The organism is Armatimonadota bacterium (assembly GCA_031432545.1).
In the GTDB taxonomy this organism is placed as follows: Bacteria; Sysuimicrobiota; Sysuimicrobiia; order Sysuimicrobiales; family Sysuimicrobiaceae; genus Caldifonticola; species Caldifonticola tengchongensis.
Genome location: JAVKGX010000003.1, coordinates 91,847 through 110,718, shown reverse-complemented (window position 1 = coordinate 110,718; position 18,872 = coordinate 91,847). Strand labels below are relative to the sequence as shown.

Sequence of the window (18,872 nt, the reverse complement as noted above, 5' to 3'; positions counted from 1 at the left end):
CGTCACCGTCCCATCGCTTGTGTCCGGCCGCCGGCACCGCCCAACGCCGGGCGCACCGGCACGCCGGCGGCCCGCAACGCATCCTTCAGATCGCCGATGCGCAGACGGCCGAAGTGGAAGACCGATGCGGCCAGCGCCGCGTCCGCGCCGCCCTCGGCGAGGACTTCCGCGAAGTGCGAGACGTCTCCCGCCCCACCCGATGCGATCACCGGGATGCCGACGGCGTCGGTCACCGCGCGCGTCAGCGCGACGTCGAATCCCTCGGTCGTTCCGTCGCGGTCCATGCTGGTCAGCAGGATCTCGCCGGCGCCCAGGTCGGCCACCCTCCGGGCCCACGCCACGGCGTCCAGGCCCGTGGGCTTCTGCCCCCCGTGGGTGCAGACCTCCCAGCCTCCGCGCCGCCGCCGCGCGTCGATCGCGACGACGACGCACTGCGATCCGAACATCTCCGCCGCCTCACACACCAGCTCGGGCCGATGCACCGCCGCGGTGTTGACCGCGACCTTGTCCGCCCCGGCCCGCAGCAAGCGCCGCACGTCTTCGACCGAACCGACGCCCCCGCCCACGGTCAGGGGGATGAACACCTCCGACGCCGTCCGCCGGACGACGTCCTCGAGCGTCGGGCGACCCGACGATGAAGCGGTGATGTCCAAGAACACGATTTCGTCCGCGCCTTCCCGCTCGTACAGAAAAGCGAGCTCGACCGGGTCGCCTGCGTCGCGCAGCCGGACGAAGTGCACGCCCTTGACCACGCGGGCCCGTCCACCCACCGGCGAGACATCCAGGCAGGCGATGATGCGCCGGGCGAGCGCGGAGCCGCACTCCTCGGACCGTGCGCCTTGCACCGCGTCGACGGCCTCCCGGAGGTCGATGGTCCCCTCGTACAGGGCCCGGCCGACGATCGCGCCCTCCACTCCGATCTCCCGCAGGGCCCGCAGGTCGTCGACGTCGCGGACGCCCCCCGACGCGACGACTGGCACGCCCAGGGGCACCAGGCGTCGGTACAGCTCCAGGTTCGGACCGGCCATCGTCCCGTCCGCCACCACGTCGGTGACGACCAACCTGCGCGCGCCCGCCGCCAGCACACGCCTGGCCGCCTCTTCGAGGTGCACACTCGCACTCTCGGTCCAGCCGCGAATGCGGACGATCCCGTCCTCCACGTCCAGGCCGACCGCGACGCGCTCGCCGAACCGGTCGCACACCGACGCCAGCGTCGCGGGATCGGTCAGCGCCGACGTGCCGATCACGACCCTCGCCGCTCCCGCATCGAGCGCACGCCCGACCGATTCGACCGACCGGAGGCCGCCCCCGAATTGCACGGGGACACCGACTGACTTCGCGATCGCGGCCAGCACCCCCAACTGCCTTGGGGCGCCCACGCGCGCGCCGTCCAGATCCACGACGTGCAGCCACCGCGCACCCCGTGCCGTCCACCGTCGCGCGGCCCGTACCGGATCAGAGTCGTAGACCGTGGCCTGCGCGAAATCGCCCCGGCGCAGCCGGACGACCCGCCCGCCGAGGACGTCGACGGCGGGCAGGACCGTCATGACCGCCCGACCGCGCCGGCCAGGCCCCGCAGCAGGCGCAGGCCCACCTCGCCGCTCTTTTCGGGGTGGAACTGAAAACCCAACACCCTCCCTGCCGCGACGATGGCCGGAACGCGGACCCCGTACGGGGTCCAGGCGACCGTGTCCTCCTCGCGGGCTCGGGCGTAGAAGGAGTGCACGAAGTACACGTACTCCCCGGACCTCACGCCCAGAGGGAACGGGCAACCGCGGGCGACCGTCAGCGTGTTCCAGCCCATGTGTGGCACCTTCATCCCGTCGGGCAGCCGCACGACCCGGCCCGCCAGCAGTCCGAGTCCCTCGTGGGTTCCGTCCTCCTCACTCTCCTCGAACAGCATCTGCATCCCCAGGCACAGCCCGACGAGCCATCGCCCCTCGCGCAGCGCGGCGCGGATCGCCTCGAAGAACCCCTCCTCGCGCAGGCGACGCGACGCCGGACCGAACGCACCCACCCCCGGCAGCACGACCACGTCGGCGCCGTCCAACGCCTCCGGCCGCACCGCCCGCCAGGCGGCGAACCCCACTCGGGCGAGAGCACGCTCCACGCTGTGCAGATTGCCGGCGCCGTAGTCCACGACGGCGGCCCGGCACGCTGTGTCCTTCACAGCACACCCTTCGTGGACGGCACGCCCTGCCGCTCGACCGCGACCGCGCGGCGCAGAACCACACCCAACCCCTTGAAGACGGCCTCGACGATGTGGTGGCTGTTGTGGCCGTCAACGAGTCTGACGTGGGCGGTGAGGCGTCCGTGCGTGACGAACGCCCGCAGGAACTCCTCGACGAGTTCCGTCGGAAACGCACCGACCACCGGCAGAGAGAACCGCAGGTCGCACGCCAGAAACGGCCGGCCGCCTGCGTCCACCGCGCAGAGCACGAGCGCGTCGTCCATCGCGGCGTGGAGGCTGGCGAACCGGGCGATCCCGCTGCGGTCGGACAGCGCCTCAGAGAGGGCCTGGCCCAGCGTGATGCCCACGTCCTCGACGGTGTGGTGGGCGTCCACCTCGAGATCGCCCTCCGCCACAACGGTCAGGTCGAACCCGCCGTGGCAGGCGAGCTGCGCCAGCACGTGGTCGAAGAAGCCGATGCCGGTCCGCACATCGTGCCGGCCGGTGCCGTCCAGGTTCAGCGACACCCGGACCGAGGTCTCGGCCGTGGTGCGCGCGACCGTCGCAGACCTCATACAGACCTCCCGCCGGACGCCCGCACCCGGGGCAGGGCCTGACGCAGCGCCTGCAAGAACGCGTCGTTGTCGGGAGGCGTCCCCACAGTCACACGCAGGCAGCCGTCGAGCATGGGGAAGTGCGAGACGTCCCGCACGAGCACGCCGCGCCGCGCCAGGCCGTCGAACGTCGCAGCCGCGTCGGGCGTGCGGAACAGGATGAAGTTCGCCTCGCTCGCGAACGCTTCGACCCCGAGCGCGCGCAGGGCCTCCAGGACGCGTTCGCGCTCCCGCACGACCTGCGATGCGCGCTCGCGCACCAGATCCGGCCGGCGCACCATCGCCTCCGCCGCGGCCTGGGCGAAGACGTCCAGGTTGTACGGTGGCAGGGTTTTGTCCAACGCCGCGATCACGTCCCTCGACGCGGTGACCCAGCCGACTCGCACGCCGGCAAGACCGAACGCCTTGGACGCCGTTCGCACGACCGCCACGTTCGCCCGCTCGGGCAGCAGCCGCAGCGCCGTCCCTTCCGAGAAACCCCAGTATGCCTCGTCGACGACCACCAGGCCACGAAAGCCCGCCACGATGCGCTCCACGTCGTCGGGGGGTACGGCGCGGCCCGTCGGGTTGTTCGGGGAGGCGAAGAAGATCATCGATGCGCAGGAGGCGGCCGCGGCGGAAAGGAGCGCGTCCGGATCCATGCTGAGGTCTTCGCGCAGCCGAACGGCCACCGCGTGGGCGCCCGCGGTCACGGCCAGGGGTCTGGCCATCGAGTAGCCCGGCTCCGGCAGAACGACCGTGCCGCCGGCGGCGAAGGCAGAGATCAGCGCGAGGATCGCCTCGTTGGAGCCGTTGGTGAGGATCACCTTCTCAGGCTTTACACCCTGTAACCGGGCGATCGCTTCCCGCAGTCGCCCGGCGCGCATCGGCGGATAGCGGTTCCAGGGCACCGACCGCAACGTTCCGAGCACCTCTTCCTTGACCTCGGGCGGAAGGTCGTAGGGGGATTCGTTCTGGTTCAACTTGATCGGGGCGGGCACCACCGTCAGCCGGTAACCCGGCAGCGCGTCGACCTCCGGTCTGGGTCGGACCCGCATGGCCCCCTACCCTCCGGGCCCCGAGGGCCCAACGGGTCGACCGGTCACCGCCATCACGTGCGCGGGGAAACCCTCATACGCACCCAGCGCCTGCACGACGCCTCGCACCTTCTCCAGGCCACGCGGATCCAGATGTCCCACAGACGTGGTCTTGAGGAAGCTGAGGACCGTAATGCCACCCTCGCGGCGTGCCGCCCCGCCCGTGGGCAGCGCCGCCGGTATGCCGATCGCGTAGTTCGCCGCCGAAAACGGCGTGTGTGGTCCGATGAGAATCTCCCCCGCGTGGCGGATGCGCCACGCCGTCTCCCACGCCTCGGCGGCGTGGATGAGGAGGTGTTCGGGGGCGTAGGCGTCCACGAACGACACCGCTTCCTCCCAGCTATCGACCACGAGGGCCCCGCCCAGATCGGACAGCGCATCGCGCGCGTAGGTACGCCGCGGCTCGGGGATTCGGTCCAGCAGGTCCCTCACACGTGCGACCGCCTCCTCGGCCAGCGCGGCGCTGGGGGTGACGAGCCAACAGGCCGAGTCACTGCCGTGCTCGGCTTCGTTCACCAAGTCGAGCGCCACGAGGTCCACCGGAGCCCGGCCGTCGGCCAGCACCACGGATTCCGTGGGTCCCATCAGTCCCAGCGCGCGCACGCCCAACGACGAGATGGTCAGTTGCATCGCTACGACGTGAGGACTGCCCGGACCCACGACCGCCTCCACCCGCGGGAAGGTCGCCGTCCCCACGCTGAGCGCGGCAATGCCCGCGGGGCCGTTGGCGCAGAACACGCGCTCGATCCCCAGCAAGTCCGCCGCGAGGAGCACCGCGGGATCCACCGAACCGTCTGGCCCTGGCGGGACGACGAGGGCGATGTCCGGAACGCCGGCCACCACGGCCGGCGTGAGCATCGTCGCAACCGTCGAGGGGAACCTCCCCTTGCCGGAGGGGACGTACGCGCCGACCGATGCGATCGACGTGTGGCGCACGCCGACGGTGATGCCGGGCTCGATCTCCTCGACGACCGTCTCCGGCGGCCGCAGCCACTCGGAGAACCGCCGGCTGCGTTCGATCGCCGCCTCCAGAGCAGCCCGCACCGCATCGTCCACCCGCCGGTGCGCGGAACGGATCTGCTGCCGGGAGACGGCGAGTTCATCGGGCCGAAGCCGCACCCCATCGAATCGGGCCGTGGCGTCCACAACGGCCTGGTCGCCCCGCGCGCGCACGTCGTCGAGCAGCCGGCGAACTGCGTCCTGCGTCTGGGGGTCGAAGATCCGATCCCGGGAACGCGCCAGCAACCGGCGCAGGTCGCCCGGCGGGACGTCACGGAGGCGCACGACCCTCACGCCGATCCCTCCCCCTGCGAGGCCGAGGCGATGGCCGCACCGCCGCTGCGACCCCTCAAACGGTCCAACAGGGTCTGCACTGCGTCGGACCGGGCGCGCAGGCTCACGGGGTTCACGACCAGGCGCGCGGTGGAGACGAACGCCTGCGCCACCTCCACCAGGTCGTTGGCACGCAACGTAGCGCCGGTCATCACCACGTCGAGGATGCCGTCGCTGAGCCCCACGCGCGGGGCGAGTTCGACCGACCCGTACATCTCGACGATCTCGACCGGGCGCCCGCGCTCCCGGAAGAAGCCCTCGGCGACCCGCGGGTACTTCGTGGCGATGCGCAGCGGCCGGCGCGCGTCGTCCCAGAGCGCGGTTCGCCCGCGCGGGACGGCCACCACGCCCCGGCACCGCCCGAAGCCCAGGTCGAGCAACTCGTAGACGTGGTGCGACTGCTCGAGGAGCACGTCCTTGCCGACAATCCCGCAGTCGGCCGCACCGCGTTCCACGTACGTCAGCAGATCGACCGGTTTCGCCACCAGCACCGTCAACTCACCCCACGGCAGCAACAGGCTGCGGTCGTCGGGATCGGCCGCACCCGCGTAGCCTGCGGATCGGAGGGCGCGCAGCGCGTCTGCGCGCAGGCGCCCGGCGGGGACCGCCACCGTCAGCTTCTTCACCGGGCACCGTCCAACAGGCCGCGGATCTGCTGCCAGTGGGCCCCCGGCACCTCGCGTTGGGTACCGTCCGGATCGGAAAGACGGACGCCCGCCGTCGTGAACGCCAGGGTCGGCGCGCCTCCCAGCGGCTCCGCCGGGTGCGGATCCACCGTCACCGCCCACCCGGCATCGCGCGCACGCCGCGCCACGTCCAGCGCTGCGGCGCGCGCCTGCGGCTCGTAGACGATCTGCAGCGCAGGTCGCCGCTCGGCCAACGCGTCAGCAGCCGGCAGAACGCGCTCGAGTTCGATCGCGAACCCCATGGCCGGGCGGTCGGCCCCAAAGCGCCCCAGCAGTTCGTCGTAGCGGCCCCCGCCCAGCAGCGGCAACCCAAGCCCCCGGGTGTATCCCTCGAACACGACGCCCGTGTAGTAGTCGAAGTCGCGGATCAAGCCCAGGTCCATCTCCACCGCATCCCCCACTCCGAAGGCCGGCAGGGTCGCCAGCACCGCATCGACTTCCGCCACAGCCTCGGCCCCGACCCCGACGTCACGCACGGCCGCAGAGGCGTCCCCGCCCCGCAACTCGGGCAGCGAAAAGATGACATCGCGAACCCGGGCGGGGCTGCCCGCCAGCAGCCCGCGCAGCGTCACGAAGTCGCGGCGGTACAGCAGCACCTGCGCCGTGTGCCGGTCCCCGGCGTCCAGACCGGCCGCCTCCAACAACGCGCGCAACAACCCCACGTGCCCGACGCCGATGCGGAAGTCACGCACGCCGGCCTCCCGCAGCGCGTGCGCGGCCAGCGCGATCACCTCCCCGTCGGCCTCGCACCCCCGATCCCCGATCCGCTCCACCCCTGCCTGACGGAACTCCCGGGCCGCGCCCCGCGCCCGTCGGCCTCGAAACACCTCGGCGAAGTAGCACAGCCGCACCGTCCGCCCCGTCAGGTGGCCCGCGGCCAGGCGCGCCATCGGCACGGTCATCTCCGGGCGCAGCACCAAAAGTTCACCGGTGCGGTCCACGACGACGAACCAGTCTTGCGGCGTCTGGCCGATCCCGCGCGCGACGCTGTCCAGACATTCCAGCACCGGCGTAGCCACCTCGCAGTATCCCCATGCGCCGAACAGCGCACGAAGCCGCGCCTCCAGTGCCCGCACCCGCCCCCACTCGTCGGGGAGCCAGTCGCGCAGGCCGTCGGGGATCCGATGCCCTCGGAAGGGAGCCGTGCGGCTCGGCATCGCAGTGATTTAGTCCTTTATCGCGCTAAAGAATGGAAGTAGCGCTCACGATACCACGAGGAGCGGGCCGGTGTCAACTTCGGGGGCGGGGTTTTCGAGCGCCCATCCGGCGCAGCACGAGCCGGTATCCGTCCGCGCCGTACTCCAAAAACCGCTTCACGCGGCTGACGGTGGCCGAGCTCGCGCCTGTCTTGCGCACGACCTCTTCGTAGGTCGCCCCCTCGTGCAGCAGTCGGGCCACGTGAAACCGCTGGGCCAACGCGTGCAGCTCGTGGACGGTGCAGAGGTCTTCGAAGAAGCGGTAGCATTCCTCGAGGGAACGCAGCTGTAAGATGGCCTCGAACAGCCGGTCGGTGTTGCGGTCGCGCAGCTTCGGATTTACCGGCATGGGCGTTTCGCTCCTCGACCGCTACGGTCCGTCCGATCCGGGGGGCACTGCCCGGGTCCTCCCGCCGCCCCACACGACCAGCCACGCGAACAGCACGCCGCTCACGAGGGCGGTGGCGGCGACGGTCATCCAGGGGCGCCACAGCAGCACCCGAAGACCGGGATCCAACAGCAGCTGAGCCGCCACCGCCAGCACGACGCCGCCAGCCAGCTGCCCGCGCACCGCCAGCCCGGCACCCAGCCCCGTGGTCGCCGACCCGGCCAGCACGCGGGCCAACGAAGCCACGAGTGCGGCAACCAGCGACTGCCCGCCGGGCAGGGCCAGGCGCGAGATCTGGAACGCCGACGACAGGATCAGCGACTCGTACCAGACTGCGAAACCCGCTCCGACGGCCGCCCCGGTCCCGGAGGCTTCCCCGACCGGCGATCGGTACGCCGAGTGCAGGACCAGGGCGGCCGTCAACTTGAACAGCTCGGCCAAGACGACGTTGACGGCCACGAACAGCCAGCTCGGGAACGTCCCGTCGGCCTGCCAGCCGCCCAACATCGAGACCAGCGCAACCAGAGGACGGCTGACGAACTGCACGACGAAGAACACCCCACCGCCGACGGCGAACGCCACCCACACGCGCCCGTCGGCAACCCGTCGCAGGTTCGCGGCCGCGTTGGCTCCCGCCCCGAAGACCAGCGAGAGGATCAGCGGCAGGCCCATCTACGCCCATCCCTGCGGCCCGGCACCGACGTGCGACACCGCTCGCGCTGCGGCGCGCACGCCGGCGGCAGCCGCTTCCGGAACGGAGGCGCCGCGTTTCCACACCGCCAGAAAGCCGGCGGCGAACGCATCCCCCGCACCGGTCGTGTCCACGGCGGTGTGGCCCGGCGGCACGATGCTAAGCCGCTGCGCGCCACGGGCCAGCAGGCATCCAGCAGAGCCTCGCTTGATGCACACGATCGAACTCCTCGCGCTCAGCCGATCGATCGCCTCCTCGACACTCTTCGCTGCCGCCAGCGCAACTGCCTCCGCCTCGTTGGGCAAAAGCACATCGACGCCATCGCACGCCGCCAGGATTGCAGCGGCGCCGACGTGCTGGACGAGGCGCCGATGCGGCCCCGGGTCGAACGACAGCGTGCAACCGCGGCGGACCGCAATGGCCTTCGCGGCGAGAATGCGCTCACGTGTCTGGGATGCCAGCAACGAATATCCGGTGAAGTGGAAGTGCGTCACGTCCGACCACGTGTCCTCGTCGAGCAGCCGCGGGGGGAGGTAGCGGTTGGCGGTGCGGTCGGTCACCATCGTGCGCTCCCCGGACGGGTCCACCCAGACCGCGACGACGCCGGTGGGCTCACCGGCGACAGCGTCCACGCGGACGTCCACACCCGACGACCGCATCGCCTCGGTCAGCCACCGACCCGCGAAGTCGTCGCCGACGGATCCGACGAACCGGGCCGGAAAACCCAGATGGGCGGCCCAACGGGCGACGTTCGCGGCCGATCCGCCGGGGGCGAGGACGATCTGTCCGTCGCCTTCGGAGCCGGGATGCGGCCCGGTGTCCGACCGGACCAGGACGTCGAGGACCAGGTCGCCCGCGGTCAGCAGCACGGGCTAATCCCGTGTCGTGTCGGACGGTGCATCGGGAACCGGCACCGGCTCGGCCGAGCCTTGTGGTGTGCGATCGGGTGTTTCCGCCTCGGCCGGGGGCTGCGGAGGAGACTCTGACTCGCCCATCTCCGGCACCTGCTGCGGCCGCTCGACCGTCACCGGCGGCGCGCCGAGGGCCGAAAAGAGCATCTCTCGCGCGCGCTCGCCGTCGGCGTCGCAGACCCGTTGGACGTTGGCCGGGCGGTGGGACAGGCCCACCGCGTCGAAGACGACCTGTCCGCGGGTGATCTCCCCACGCGTCTCGACGTCCGCGCGGACGCGCACCGACTCCCGGACCACACCGGGGTCGAGGGCCACGGCCATCGTGAGGACCGCTCCCAGCGCCGACCCACGCATCCGCAGGGTGCGCCGGCAGTACTCGGCGAACGTCCGCGTCGATTCCATAAACAGCCGGCACTCCCGCGTGGTTCCCTGGCGGATCCGGTGGATGTCGCCCTCGCGCATCGTCATGTGCTGGCGCGCCTGGTCCCAGCCCACCAGCGTGATCGGCAGCCCGCTATCGAGCACCAAAGACGCCGCTTCTGGATCGGTGTGGAAGTTGAACTCCGCCGACGCCGTGACGTTCCCCCCATCGGACGAGCCACCGTAGACGTAGACCCGACCGGGCATCTCGGCGAGCTTGGGCGACTGGATCAGGGCCGCCGCCAGGTTCGTCGGCGGCCCCAGGCACACGATGTCCAACTCCTTGCGGTAGTGGCGACACAAAGACAGGATCGCATCCACCGCGTGCGCCGATTCGGGCCGCTGCTTGGCCCGCGGGTGGTTGTGGGCACCCATCCCGCTGCGGCCGTGCAGCGGCTCGAACGGTGTGTGGGGTCGCAGCAACGGGCGCTCGCAGCCGAGGTAGACCGGCACGCGGCTCGCACCCGCCACCTCCAGACCGTACAGGAGGTTCTCCGCAGCCTGCCCGACCCGCACGCAGCCGGCGATCGCCGTGACCGCGACGATCTCCACCTCCGAAGACCTGGCCGCCATCAGCAGCGCCAGGACGTCGTCCGAACTACCGCCGCTGTCGATGAGAAGGCGTCGCATGGCAATCCTCCGAGGGCAGCACGTGTGCGCCGAAGACCGCCCGTTCGCCACGTGCCGTCAGTGCCCGACCAGTGCCCTCGCGATCCGCGCCGCCAGGCGCGCGTTGGCGACGGCGAGGTGCCGGTTGGCTTCGACCGCTGCACCGCCGGTCGCCTCGGCCAGGCGTCGCAGGAGCACGGGCGTGACCTCCTTGCCCCGCACGCCCTCCGCCGCGCGCAGTGCATCCGCGAGGGCTGCGTCGTGCACCTCGGGATCGAGCGCGGCGCCCGGCGGAGGGGGCTGTGCGACGACCACCGCGGACGCCAGGCCGAGCGCGTCGCGGGCACGCACGATCGCAGCCACTTCCGCTTCGCTTTCCACGCGCGGAACCGGCAGCCCGCTGTCGGCCACGTAGAACGCTGGGAACCGGTCCACTCGGAAGCCCAGCACCGTGACCTGCAGCGTCTCCAGCGCCTCGAGCGTGGCTGGCAGATCCAGTACCGACTTCGCGCCGGAGCAGACGACCACGACCGGCGTCCTGCTCAGGACGGTGAGGTCGCCGGACACGTCCCAGGTACGGCTCGCATCCCGGTGCACCCCGCCGATGCCACCGGTCGCGAAGACGCGGATGCCCGCGCGCGACGCGAGGTACGCCGTCGACGCGACAGTGGTGGCCGCATCCCGTCTCTTGGCCACCGCCCCCGGCAGGTCACGCAGACCCGCCTTGTCCAGTGGCCGATCGAAGACGGCTCTCCAGTCCTCCGGCCCCAGACCGACCCGTATCTCCCCCTCCAGGACGGCGATCGCAGCGGGGACCGCGCCCTCCTCGCGCACGGCCGCCTCCACGTCCTGCTGCACCCGGTGAACCACCGAGGACGGCAGCCCATGTGCAAACAATGTCGTCTCCAGCGCGACGACCGGAACGCCGCCCGCCAGAGCGCTGGCCACCTCCGCGTGGATGCGCACCTCGACCCCCGCACACGAAAACGCCGGCTCGGGCGGCCGGCGGTCTCCTTCATTCTAGCACCGGCCGTGAGGACCGTCCCCGACTTTGACAATCGCTAGTGGAGCCCGTACAAACAGAACCGTGCGCTTCCTACCTGCGATCCCGCCCGCGGCCCGGCGTGCGTTCCTGTACGACCTCGGCGGCGCGGTTCTGTTCGGCCTGTTCGCCGGCATGGTCCTGCCCTTCTTGAGCGTCACGGCGCGCCGCCTGGGTGCGACCCCCCTCCAGGTCTCCCTGCTGACCGCGGGGCCGGCGATCGGACTGCTGTTCGCGGCCTGGTGGAGCGCGATCATCGCCGGGCGCAACCCCGTCCCGTTCGTCGTGTGGCCGTCGGTGGTCGCGCGGGGCCTGTTCTTGCTCGCGCCTCTGGTCTCCGGGCCGCACGCCTTCGTGGCCCTGGTGATCGCCTTTCACCTGGTGCACGGCACGATCCTGCCGGCCTACACCGCGGCCATCCGCTCGGTGTTCCCGCGGGAGCACCGCGGCAGGTTGCTGGGTCTGGTGCGCGTCGGGCTGAGCCTGGCATCGATTCTCGCCGCGCTCGTCGCAGGCTCCGCCCTCCAGCGCTTTGGCTACCCAGCGGTGTTCCCCGTCGCCGCCGTCTTCGGCATCGCGAGCGCGCTCGTCTTCGGCCGCATCCACCTACCCGGTCAGCCGCGGTCCAACGAACGGCCCTCCGTGCACGAAGCATGGCGCGTGGCGCTCGCCGACTCCCGGTTTCGGGCGTTGCTGGTGACGACGTCGGTCTTCGGCTTCGGGGGATGGATGATGGCACCGGCGGTCCCGCTGCTGCTGGTGGACGAGCTGGGCGCGACGAACAGCCAAGTGGGGGTGTTGTCGGCGGTGATGTCGGCGTGCTCGGTCCTGTCGTTCTTCGTGTGGGGGCGCTTCATCGACAGGCACTCAGGTCTGGCCGCGATTCGCATCGTGTTCGCCGTAGGGATCTTGACGCCCCTGCTCTTCTACCTGGCTCCGTCCACTTGGTACGCGCTGCTGCCGTTCGCCACCGACGGGTTCGTCATCGCCGCGATGGACCTGGCGTGGATGGCAGCGGTGATGGAGCTCGCCCCCGCCGACAGGGTCAGCCAGTACACTGGGGCGTACGCGTCACTGCTCGGGGTGCGAGGCGTCGTCGCGCCGCTGCTGGCGGGCGTCGTCGCGGAGGCGATGGGACCGCGGCCGGTCTTTCTGATCGCGGCGAGCCTGATCGCGACGGCGGCGCTGGTCGGCTGGCTGGCGCCTCGCGACCAGGCGCGGTGACGCGCCGGGAGCGGGTCCCACCGTTGTCGCAACTGGGCACCGATCCGGAGGGGTCGGAAGACGACGCAACGTGGAAGGGCTGGCGCGCCCGACAGGATTTGAACCTGTGACCTTTGGCTCCGGAGGCCAACGCTCTATCCGCTGAGCTACGGGCGCGTCCAACACCTCATCATAGCAGAACCGCGGTGTTGGGGAACGGTGTCCGGCCCAAGGTCTTCCACCGCCGGCTGCTCATGCGGTGCGTTTGGTGCGGCAGGACGCGGCCTAACCGCCGAGGGCCCTGCGCCGCCGGTCCTCGGCGATCGCCTGACGCAGGCGCTGCGCGTAGTCGTTGGCCAGATCCCGGGCGGAGCGGCCGAGCAGGCGGACGTCGTCCCCGGTGACCGTCAGGACGCGCTCGTCGCCGATGCGCACCGTCCACTCGTCCATCACGCCCACGGCGCGCACGTCGAACGGCGAGGGGTCCTCGTTGAACACGTGGTCGAGCCGCCGGGCCACCTGATCCGCCCGCGCCCGGCCGCCGCTCAGCCGCATCACGACCTCCCCATTGACGCGGATCACCCCCACGGCAGCTCCCCGCAGCTCTTCCTCGGCGACGTCGATCCGCAGGAACCCCATCGAGATCCGGCGGTGGATCGGCACGCCGCGCCGGTGCAGCTCGTTCTCCACGGCCCGCAGGCGCTCGGCCCACGTCGGATGCGTGCGGAAGGCGCCGGGGTCGACGTTGGCGGTCAGCAGGTCCTCCCACGCCATGCGTTCGAGCAACGTAAGGACACCCACGGGGTGCCATTCGGTTTGGAGCACGTATCCCACCGCGGCCCGGTCGGCCTCGCGCTCCATCTCCCGTGTGAAGGCGCTCAGCAGTCCGCCCCCGAGCAGCTGCGCGCCGGCGGCGACGTTGGCGTCGCGCACCAGCACCGCCACCAGCATGACGATGAGATTGGTGCGCAGCGCCTCGCGCTCCATCCGACGATGGTGACGCAGCGCCACGTGCGCGGCCTCGTGCGCCAGCAGGCCGGCCAGTTCGTGGTCGGTGCGCAGGATGCGGACGATCGCCGAGGTCAGGTAGATGTAGCCGCCGGGCAGCGCGACCGCATTGGGGACCCTGTGCTCGACAACCCTGAACGTCCACGGTAGGTCCGGGCGCTCCGTTACGGCTGCGATCGCACGGCCGATGCGCGTCACCCGCTCGTTGACCTCCGGGTCGGTGACGACCTTGAGCTGCCGCTCGATCTGCTGCGCCGCGCGGCGGCCCTGTTCGATCTCCGCGCGGTCCTCGGCGGACTGCGCGGCCGCCGGCACCGCCAGGGCCACAACGCTCAGGATCAGACATACCGCCGCGCGCACGCTGTCCTCGACCTCTCGTCCTCCGCGCACCCAACCCGGGCCCTTTTCCCAAGGAGCCACAGACGAACCCTGCTGCCCATCGTCTTCCGACTCTAGCGCATCCGGATCCCAAAACAGCGTAGCGCGTTTTCGCCCGCGAGTCCGCCGACTGTCTGGAGGCTGTGGCCTCGTTCTTTCGCGATCGCCGTCACGATCCGCGGCAGGTAGGCCGGTTCGTTGCGCCGTCCCCGGTGCGGCTCCGGCGGCAGGTAGGGCGCGTCCGTCTCCACGAGGAGCAACTCCGACGGGATCTCGCGGGCGGCCGCGCGCACCTGGTGCGCGTTGGGGTATGTGACCGATCCTCCCAGCCCCATCCAGTATCCGCGTTCGGCGGCCTGCGCCGTGTGGTCGGCGGGGCCGCCGAAGGCGTGGAGGACGACGCGGCTGGCCTGTTCTTCTTCTAGGATCCGCATCACGTCGGCGTGTGCCTCGCGGTTGTGGACCACGAGGGGCTTTCCGATCTCGTTGCTCAGCCGAATGTGGGCGCGCAGGTTCGCCCGCTGCACCTCGGGCGGGCACCATCCGCGGTAATAGTCCAGGCCGCACTCACCGATCGCGACGACGCGTGGATGGTCTGCCAGTTCCCGTATGCGCGCCAGGTCGTCGGCGCCGGCGCGGTGGGCCTGGTTCGGATGGATGCCGACCGCCGCGAAGACGGCGTCGTAGGTCTCCGCCAGGGCCACCGCTCGCCGGCTGCTGGCGAGGTCAACGCCCATTGTGATCATGCACCACACACCGGCGTGGAGTGCGCGCTCGACGACCGCTTCGCGGTCGCCGTCGAACTGGGGGTTGTCGAGGTGCAGGTGGGTATCGACCACGGGCGGTCGGCGGAAACCGGGCGAGGGCGCGTTCGGCCCGCTAAGACACCCTCGCCCCGGCCGGCATGTCTCTGTCGAGGACGACCAGACCCAGGGTGTCGTCGGCTTCCGCAGCCAGCAGCATGCCGCGGGACTCGACCCCGCGGACCTTGCGCGGCTGCAGGTTCGCCAACACCACGATCGTCTTGCCCACCAGGTCTTCGGGTGCGTAGTGAGGGATCAGGCCGGTGACGATCGTGCGGACCTCGCCCCCGATGTCGACCCTGGCCTCGATCAGCTTGTCGGTGTTCGGAACACGCCGCGCGTCCAGCACCTTGGCCACACGGAGATCCAGCCTGCGGAACTCCTCGATGGTGATCGCCCCCGACATCTGTGCCTCCTCCGGTTCACCTGCAGCCGCCGCCCTGGAATCCACGCGCGGGAAGATCGGCGCTGCCGGCTGCACCCGCGTACCCGCCCGCAGCCACCGCCAGGTACGCGCGTCGTCCACCGTGAGCCCGGTGCCGCGCCATACCCGTCCGGACCCGCGCACCTGGCGGGCACGGTCTTCGAACTCCGGATGGCCCAGCTGTGTCCAGACCTTCAACGTCGCCGACGGCAACACCGGCTCGAGCAGCACGTTGGCGACGCGCAGTGCCTCCAGCGTGTTGACGAGGACGGTGCCCGCCCGTTCGCGCCTTCCCTCCTTGTGGAGATTCCACGGCGCCTCCTGATCCAGGTAGCGGTTGGCCGCACCCAGCAGCTGCCAGATCGCACCCAAGGCCCGCTGGAAGTCGCACCGCCGCACGCTCGCCAGCACCGCATCGGCCAGCGCCTCGGCCTGGCCGCGCAGCGCCGCGTCCCCGCCCTCTTCCGGCCCGGGCTCGGGGAGCAGACCGCCGAAGTACCGCTCCAGCAGGGGCAGCGTGCGGTTCAGCAGGTTCCCGTAGTCGTTGGCCAGGTCGGCGTTGAACCGCCCGAGCAGCTGCGCGCGGCTGAAGTCTCCGTCCGCACCGAACGGAATCTCCCGCAGCAGGAAGTAGCGCACCGCGTCCACGCACACGTCCAGCTCCGCCCCGCTGCGCTCCGCCAGGTCACGAGCCACCGCGACGGGATCCACCACGTTGCCCAGCGTCTTGCTGATCTTCTGCCCCTCAAGGGTCAAAAAGCCGTGCACGAGCACCTGCCGCGGCGGCTCCACGCCCGCGCTGAGCAGCATGGCCGGCCACAACAGCGAGTGGAACCGGTTGATGTCCTTGCCGATGAGGTGGTGGGCGGGCCACCACGCCCGGAAGCGGTCCTCATCCTGCCCGAAGCCGATGGCGCTGATGTAGTTGGTGAGCGCGTCGAACCACACGTAGACCACGTGGCCCGGGTCGTCCGGCACGGGAATCCCCCACGACAGCTTCTCCACCGGCCGCGAGACCGAGACGTCCTCGAGGGTGTCCACCAGCTGCAGCATCTCCGCCCACCGGCTCTCGGGCACCACGAAGTCCCGCCGCTCCTCGAACAGCTGACGGAGTCGGTCGCGGTAGCGCGACAGCCGGAAGAAGTAGTTTTCCTCCTCCACCACCTGCGGCTCCGTTAGGTGTCGGGGACACCGCCCGTCCACCAGCTCGCTGAGGGTCACGAACGCCTCGCACTGCACGCAGTACAGAGCCCGGTAGTGCTTCTTGTGCAGGTCGCCGGCCGCCGCCGCCCGGCGCCAGATCTCCTGCACCGCGGGCCAGTGGCGCTTGCGGTCGGTGGTGCGGATGAAGTCGTCGTTGGACAGGTTCAGGTCGCGGCACAGCTGCCGGAAGGCAGCGGCGTTGCGGTCCACAAACGTCTGCACGTCCTCCCCCGCCTGGGCCGCGGCGGTGGCGATGTTCTGGCCGTGCTCGTCGGTGCCCGTCAAGAAGAACACCTCGTCCCCGGCCAGCCGGTGGTAGCGGGCCAGCACGTCGGCGAGGACCTTCTCGTACGCGTGGCCGATGTGCGGCGTTGCGTTCACGTAGTCGATGGCCGTGGTGATGTAGAACGTTCCAGACACGCCGATCACCTCTTTCGAACGGCCGAGAGCCCCGACGTCCTTTGGGACGAAGGGGCTCTCCGCGGTACCACCCAGGCTTCCAAGGATCCGAAGCCGACACCGCGACCTTCAGATCCGCTGGCTCTCGGCCGGCTGTCACGGGCCGACCCGGCATGGGCTACTCACGAAACGGCTTTTCGCCCGGCGGCTCCGGAGCCATGTTCCCGTCCCGCGGACTCAAACACCCCTCCGCGGGACGCCCCCCTCGGGACGCGGCCCGGGCACCGGCTCTCACCGACCCGGCTCGCTCCGACCCTCCGACCGCGTGTACTCCCGCTCCGTCTTCGCCTGTGCCTCCGACCATACGCGGCCGCTTCGCGTCTGTCAAGGCGGCGGCCCGCTACCCGTCGTCACCGAACCGCTGCTCGCGCCAGGGGTCCCCGCGCATGTGGTAACCGGCCTGCTCCCAAAAGCCGGGACGGTCCTCAGTCCCGAACTCCAGCCCGCGCACCCACTTCGCGCTCTTCCAGAAGTACAGGTGCGGTACGACCAGGCGCAGGGGCCAGCCGTGCTCGGGCGTGAGCGGATGGCCGTTGTGGCTGTGGGCGAACAGTACGTCGTCACGGTCCAGGTCGACCAGCGGCACGTTCGTCGTGTACCCTTCCTCCGCGTGCACCATGACCCAGTCGGCTTCGGGCCTGCGGCGGACGCGAGCGAGGACCGCGCGGAACGGTACGCCCGCAAAGACGTTGTCCAGCTTACTCCACCGGGTCACGCAGTGCACGTCGCACCGAACCTCGATGTGGCCGAGGGCGAGGAACTCTTCGTACGTCCACGTCTTCTCCTCCTCGACCGCGCCGAAGACACGAAACGTCCAGCGGCTCAGGTCCGTGCGCGGCACGGACCCGTAGTGCAACACAGGCCACTTCTCGGTCACGTACTGCCCCGGGGGGACGCGAGGGCGGTCTGTCATGCTCGTCCGTCTTGGCTTACCGGCTCCCTACCGCATACCGCTGCGCCGCCTGACGCCGGCGCAGGATGAGGGCCGATACCAGGATCGCCCCCTCGTACAACAGGAACATCGGCGCCGCCAGCATGAACATCGTCACCGGGCTCCAGTCCGGCGTCACGGCCGCCGAGACGACCAGGATGACCATCACCGCCACCCGCCACTCCTGCTGCAACCGGCGCGGCGTCACGATCCCCAGCACACAGGCCGCGATCACGAGCAGCGGCGTCTGGAACCCCAGCCCCAGCCCCACCATCAGCCACGTGATGAAGTGGAGGTAGTTCAGGGCGGTGATCTGGACCCGGATCAGCCCCCCGGCGTGCGAGAGCAGCCACTCGGACGCGGCCGGGACGACGAAGAAGTAACTGAACGCGGCGCCGGACAGAAACAGCAGCCCGGCCGCGATCGACACGGGAATCAGCACCCGCCGCTCGTCCGGCTTCAGCGCCGGGTCGACGAACCGAAACGCCTGGTAGACGATCCACGGCATCGCGAGCGCGAACCCGCCGGTGACCGCGACCCGGAACTTCGCCAGGAACGGCTCGAGCATGCCGATGGCGTGCAGCTGCACCCCGGCCGGACGCAGCAGGGCGCGCAGCAGCGCCTCGGAGAACACCCAGCAGACGGCCGTCCCGACGGCAAGCCCGACGAGGCTCCAGATCAGCCGCGCCCGGAGTTCCTCCAGGTGCTCGATCCAGGTCATCTCGGCGCGGCCACGTGCCATCGCCCTGTCACGGCGCAGACAGCGCCGCCCTCCGGTTGAAGCGATCCATGGCCTGCTCGATCCCCTCGCGCAAAATCGCCTCCACGGCGTCCGCCGCGCGGGCCACCGCCTGCCGGATCACCGGCTCTTCGGCGGAGTCAAAACGCGACAGCACGTGATCGACGGCGTCAGCACCGGAGCGTCCGATGCCGATGCGCACACGGGGGATCTCGGAGGTGCCCAGTTCCTCGATCACCGAGGCCATGCCGCGGTGTCCGCCCGCGCTGCCCCGCGCCCGCACGCGGATCGTCCCGACCGGCAGATCCATGTCGTCATAGATCACGAGGATCTCGTGTGGCTTCCAGCGGTGGCGGCGTGCCAGTTCCCTCACGGCGACCCCGCTCAGGTTCATGTACGTCCAGGGCTTCGCCAGCCAGACATGGCGGCCGGCGACGACTCCGCGGCCCACCGTCGCGTAGCCCTCGTCGTGCGAGACGTCGACGTCCCACCGACGCGCCAGGACGTCCAGTACGTCCCACCCGACGTTGTGACGCGTACCGCGATAGCGGCGTCCGGGGTTCCCCAGGCCGACGACGAGCTTCATCGC

19 protein-coding genes, 1 tRNA gene and 1 pseudogene are annotated in these 18,872 nt (G+C 70.8%); 1 reads left to right on the top strand and 20 read right to left on the bottom strand.

Annotation, left to right across the window (positions count from 1 at the left end):
- Nucleotides 1-2: 2 nt before the first annotated feature.
- The 13 genes and pseudogenes from hisF to QN163_05100 all read right to left on the bottom strand — a co-directional run bounded on the left by hisF (nt 3) and on the right by QN163_05100 (nt 11,059).
- Nucleotides 3-845, bottom strand: coding sequence for an imidazole glycerol phosphate synthase subunit HisF (gene hisF / locus QN163_05160; GenBank protein ID MDR5683399.1), 843 nt, complete (start codon nt 843-845; stop codon nt 3-5).
- A 24-nt stretch (nt 846-869) separates the two neighbouring features.
- Nucleotides 870-1,547: pseudogene (gene hisA, locus QN163_05155) on the bottom strand (1-(5-phosphoribosyl)-5-[(5-phosphoribosylamino)methylideneamino]imidazole-4-carboxamide isomerase).
- Nucleotides 1,544-2,170: an imidazole glycerol phosphate synthase subunit HisH gene (gene hisH, locus QN163_05150; protein MDR5683398.1), complete on the bottom strand. Its 627-nt coding sequence runs from the start codon at nt 2,168-2,170 to the stop codon at nt 1,544-1,546. The pseudogene hisA and the gene hisH overlap by 4 nt, the downstream one beginning before the upstream one ends.
- Complete coding sequence (hisB, locus tag QN163_05145; GenBank protein MDR5683397.1) at nt 2,167-2,745, bottom strand: imidazoleglycerol-phosphate dehydratase HisB; 579 nt, start codon at nt 2,743-2,745, stop codon at nt 2,167-2,169. Before hisB ends, hisH begins: the two co-directional genes overlap by 4 nt.
- Nucleotides 2,742-3,821: a histidinol-phosphate transaminase gene (gene hisC, locus QN163_05140; GenBank protein ID MDR5683396.1), complete on the bottom strand. Its 1,080-nt coding sequence runs from the start codon at nt 3,819-3,821 to the stop codon at nt 2,742-2,744. Before hisC ends, hisB begins: the two co-directional genes overlap by 4 nt.
- A 6-nt stretch (nt 3,822-3,827) precedes the next feature.
- Nucleotides 3,828-5,153 (bottom strand): histidinol dehydrogenase, encoded by a 1,326-nt coding sequence (gene hisD / locus QN163_05135; protein ID MDR5683395.1) that lies wholly within the window; start codon nt 5,151-5,153, stop codon nt 3,828-3,830.
- On the bottom strand, nt 5,150-5,818 hold the full coding sequence (hisG, locus tag QN163_05130) for an ATP phosphoribosyltransferase (GenBank protein ID MDR5683394.1): 669 nt from the start codon (nt 5,816-5,818) through the stop codon (nt 5,150-5,152). Before hisG ends, hisD begins: the two co-directional genes overlap by 4 nt.
- The gene (gene hisZ / locus QN163_05125) at nt 5,815-7,035 is read right to left on the bottom strand and encodes an ATP phosphoribosyltransferase regulatory subunit (protein MDR5683393.1); all 1,221 of its coding nucleotides are present in this window, start codon (nt 7,033-7,035) and stop codon (nt 5,815-5,817) included. Before hisZ ends, hisG begins: the two co-directional genes overlap by 4 nt.
- A 73-nt stretch (nt 7,036-7,108) precedes the next feature.
- On the bottom strand, nt 7,109-7,423 hold the full coding sequence (locus tag QN163_05120; protein ID MDR5683392.1) for a YerC/YecD family TrpR-related protein: 315 nt from the start codon (nt 7,421-7,423) through the stop codon (nt 7,109-7,111).
- A 21-nt stretch (nt 7,424-7,444) separates the two neighbouring features.
- A complete protein-coding gene (locus QN163_05115) occupies nt 7,445-8,134 on the bottom strand; it encodes a hypothetical protein (protein ID MDR5683391.1) in 690 nt (229 codons plus the stop codon).
- Complete coding sequence (locus tag QN163_05110) at nt 8,135-9,022, bottom strand: sugar kinase (protein ID MDR5683390.1); 888 nt, start codon at nt 9,020-9,022, stop codon at nt 8,135-8,137.
- Nucleotides 9,023-9,025: 3 nt separating this feature from the next.
- On the bottom strand, nt 9,026-10,114 hold the full coding sequence (locus QN163_05105; GenBank protein MDR5683389.1) for a nucleoside hydrolase: 1,089 nt from the start codon (nt 10,112-10,114) through the stop codon (nt 9,026-9,028).
- Between the two features lie 57 nt (nt 10,115-10,171).
- Nucleotides 10,172-11,059: a pseudouridine-5'-phosphate glycosidase gene (locus QN163_05100; protein ID MDR5683388.1), complete on the bottom strand. Its 888-nt coding sequence runs from the start codon at nt 11,057-11,059 to the stop codon at nt 10,172-10,174.
- 121 nt (nt 11,060-11,180) lie between these two features.
- Here QN163_05100 and QN163_05095 point away from each other — a divergent pair, with 121 nt between their 5' ends.
- Nucleotides 11,181-12,359 carry an MFS transporter gene (locus QN163_05095; GenBank protein ID MDR5683387.1) on the top strand — a complete coding sequence of 393 codons (1,179 nt, stop codon included), beginning with the start codon at nt 11,181-11,183 and terminating at the stop codon, nt 12,357-12,359.
- Between the two features lie 80 nt (nt 12,360-12,439).
- Here QN163_05095 and QN163_05090 read toward each other — a convergent pair.
- The 7 genes from QN163_05090 to pth form a co-directional block, all read right to left on the bottom strand.
- A tRNA-Arg gene (locus QN163_05090) sits at nt 12,440-12,515 on the bottom strand.
- Between the two features lie 108 nt (nt 12,516-12,623).
- Entirely contained in the window at nt 12,624-13,736 is a 1,113-nt protein-coding gene (locus tag QN163_05085; protein MDR5683386.1) for a M48 family metalloprotease, read from the bottom strand.
- 62 nt (nt 13,737-13,798) lie between these two features.
- Nucleotides 13,799-14,563 (bottom strand): TatD family hydrolase, encoded by a 765-nt coding sequence (locus QN163_05080; GenBank protein MDR5683385.1) that lies wholly within the window; start codon nt 14,561-14,563, stop codon nt 13,799-13,801.
- A gap of 40 nt (nt 14,564-14,603) precedes the next feature.
- A complete protein-coding gene (gene metG, locus QN163_05075; protein MDR5683384.1) occupies nt 14,604-16,583 on the bottom strand; it encodes a methionine--tRNA ligase in 1,980 nt (659 codons plus the stop codon).
- Nucleotides 16,584-16,953: 370 nt separating this feature from the next.
- Complete coding sequence (locus QN163_05070) at nt 16,954-17,526, bottom strand: sulfite oxidase-like oxidoreductase (GenBank protein ID MDR5683383.1); 573 nt, start codon at nt 17,524-17,526, stop codon at nt 16,954-16,956.
- A gap of 16 nt (nt 17,527-17,542) precedes the next feature.
- Nucleotides 17,543-18,286, bottom strand: coding sequence for a twin-arginine translocase subunit TatC (gene tatC / locus QN163_05065; GenBank protein MDR5683382.1), 744 nt, complete (start codon nt 18,284-18,286; stop codon nt 17,543-17,545).
- A 7-nt stretch (nt 18,287-18,293) separates the two neighbouring features.
- On the bottom strand, nt 18,294-18,869 hold the full coding sequence (gene pth / locus QN163_05060; GenBank protein ID MDR5683381.1) for an aminoacyl-tRNA hydrolase: 576 nt from the start codon (nt 18,867-18,869) through the stop codon (nt 18,294-18,296).
- Nucleotides 18,870-18,872 lie beyond the last annotated feature (3 nt).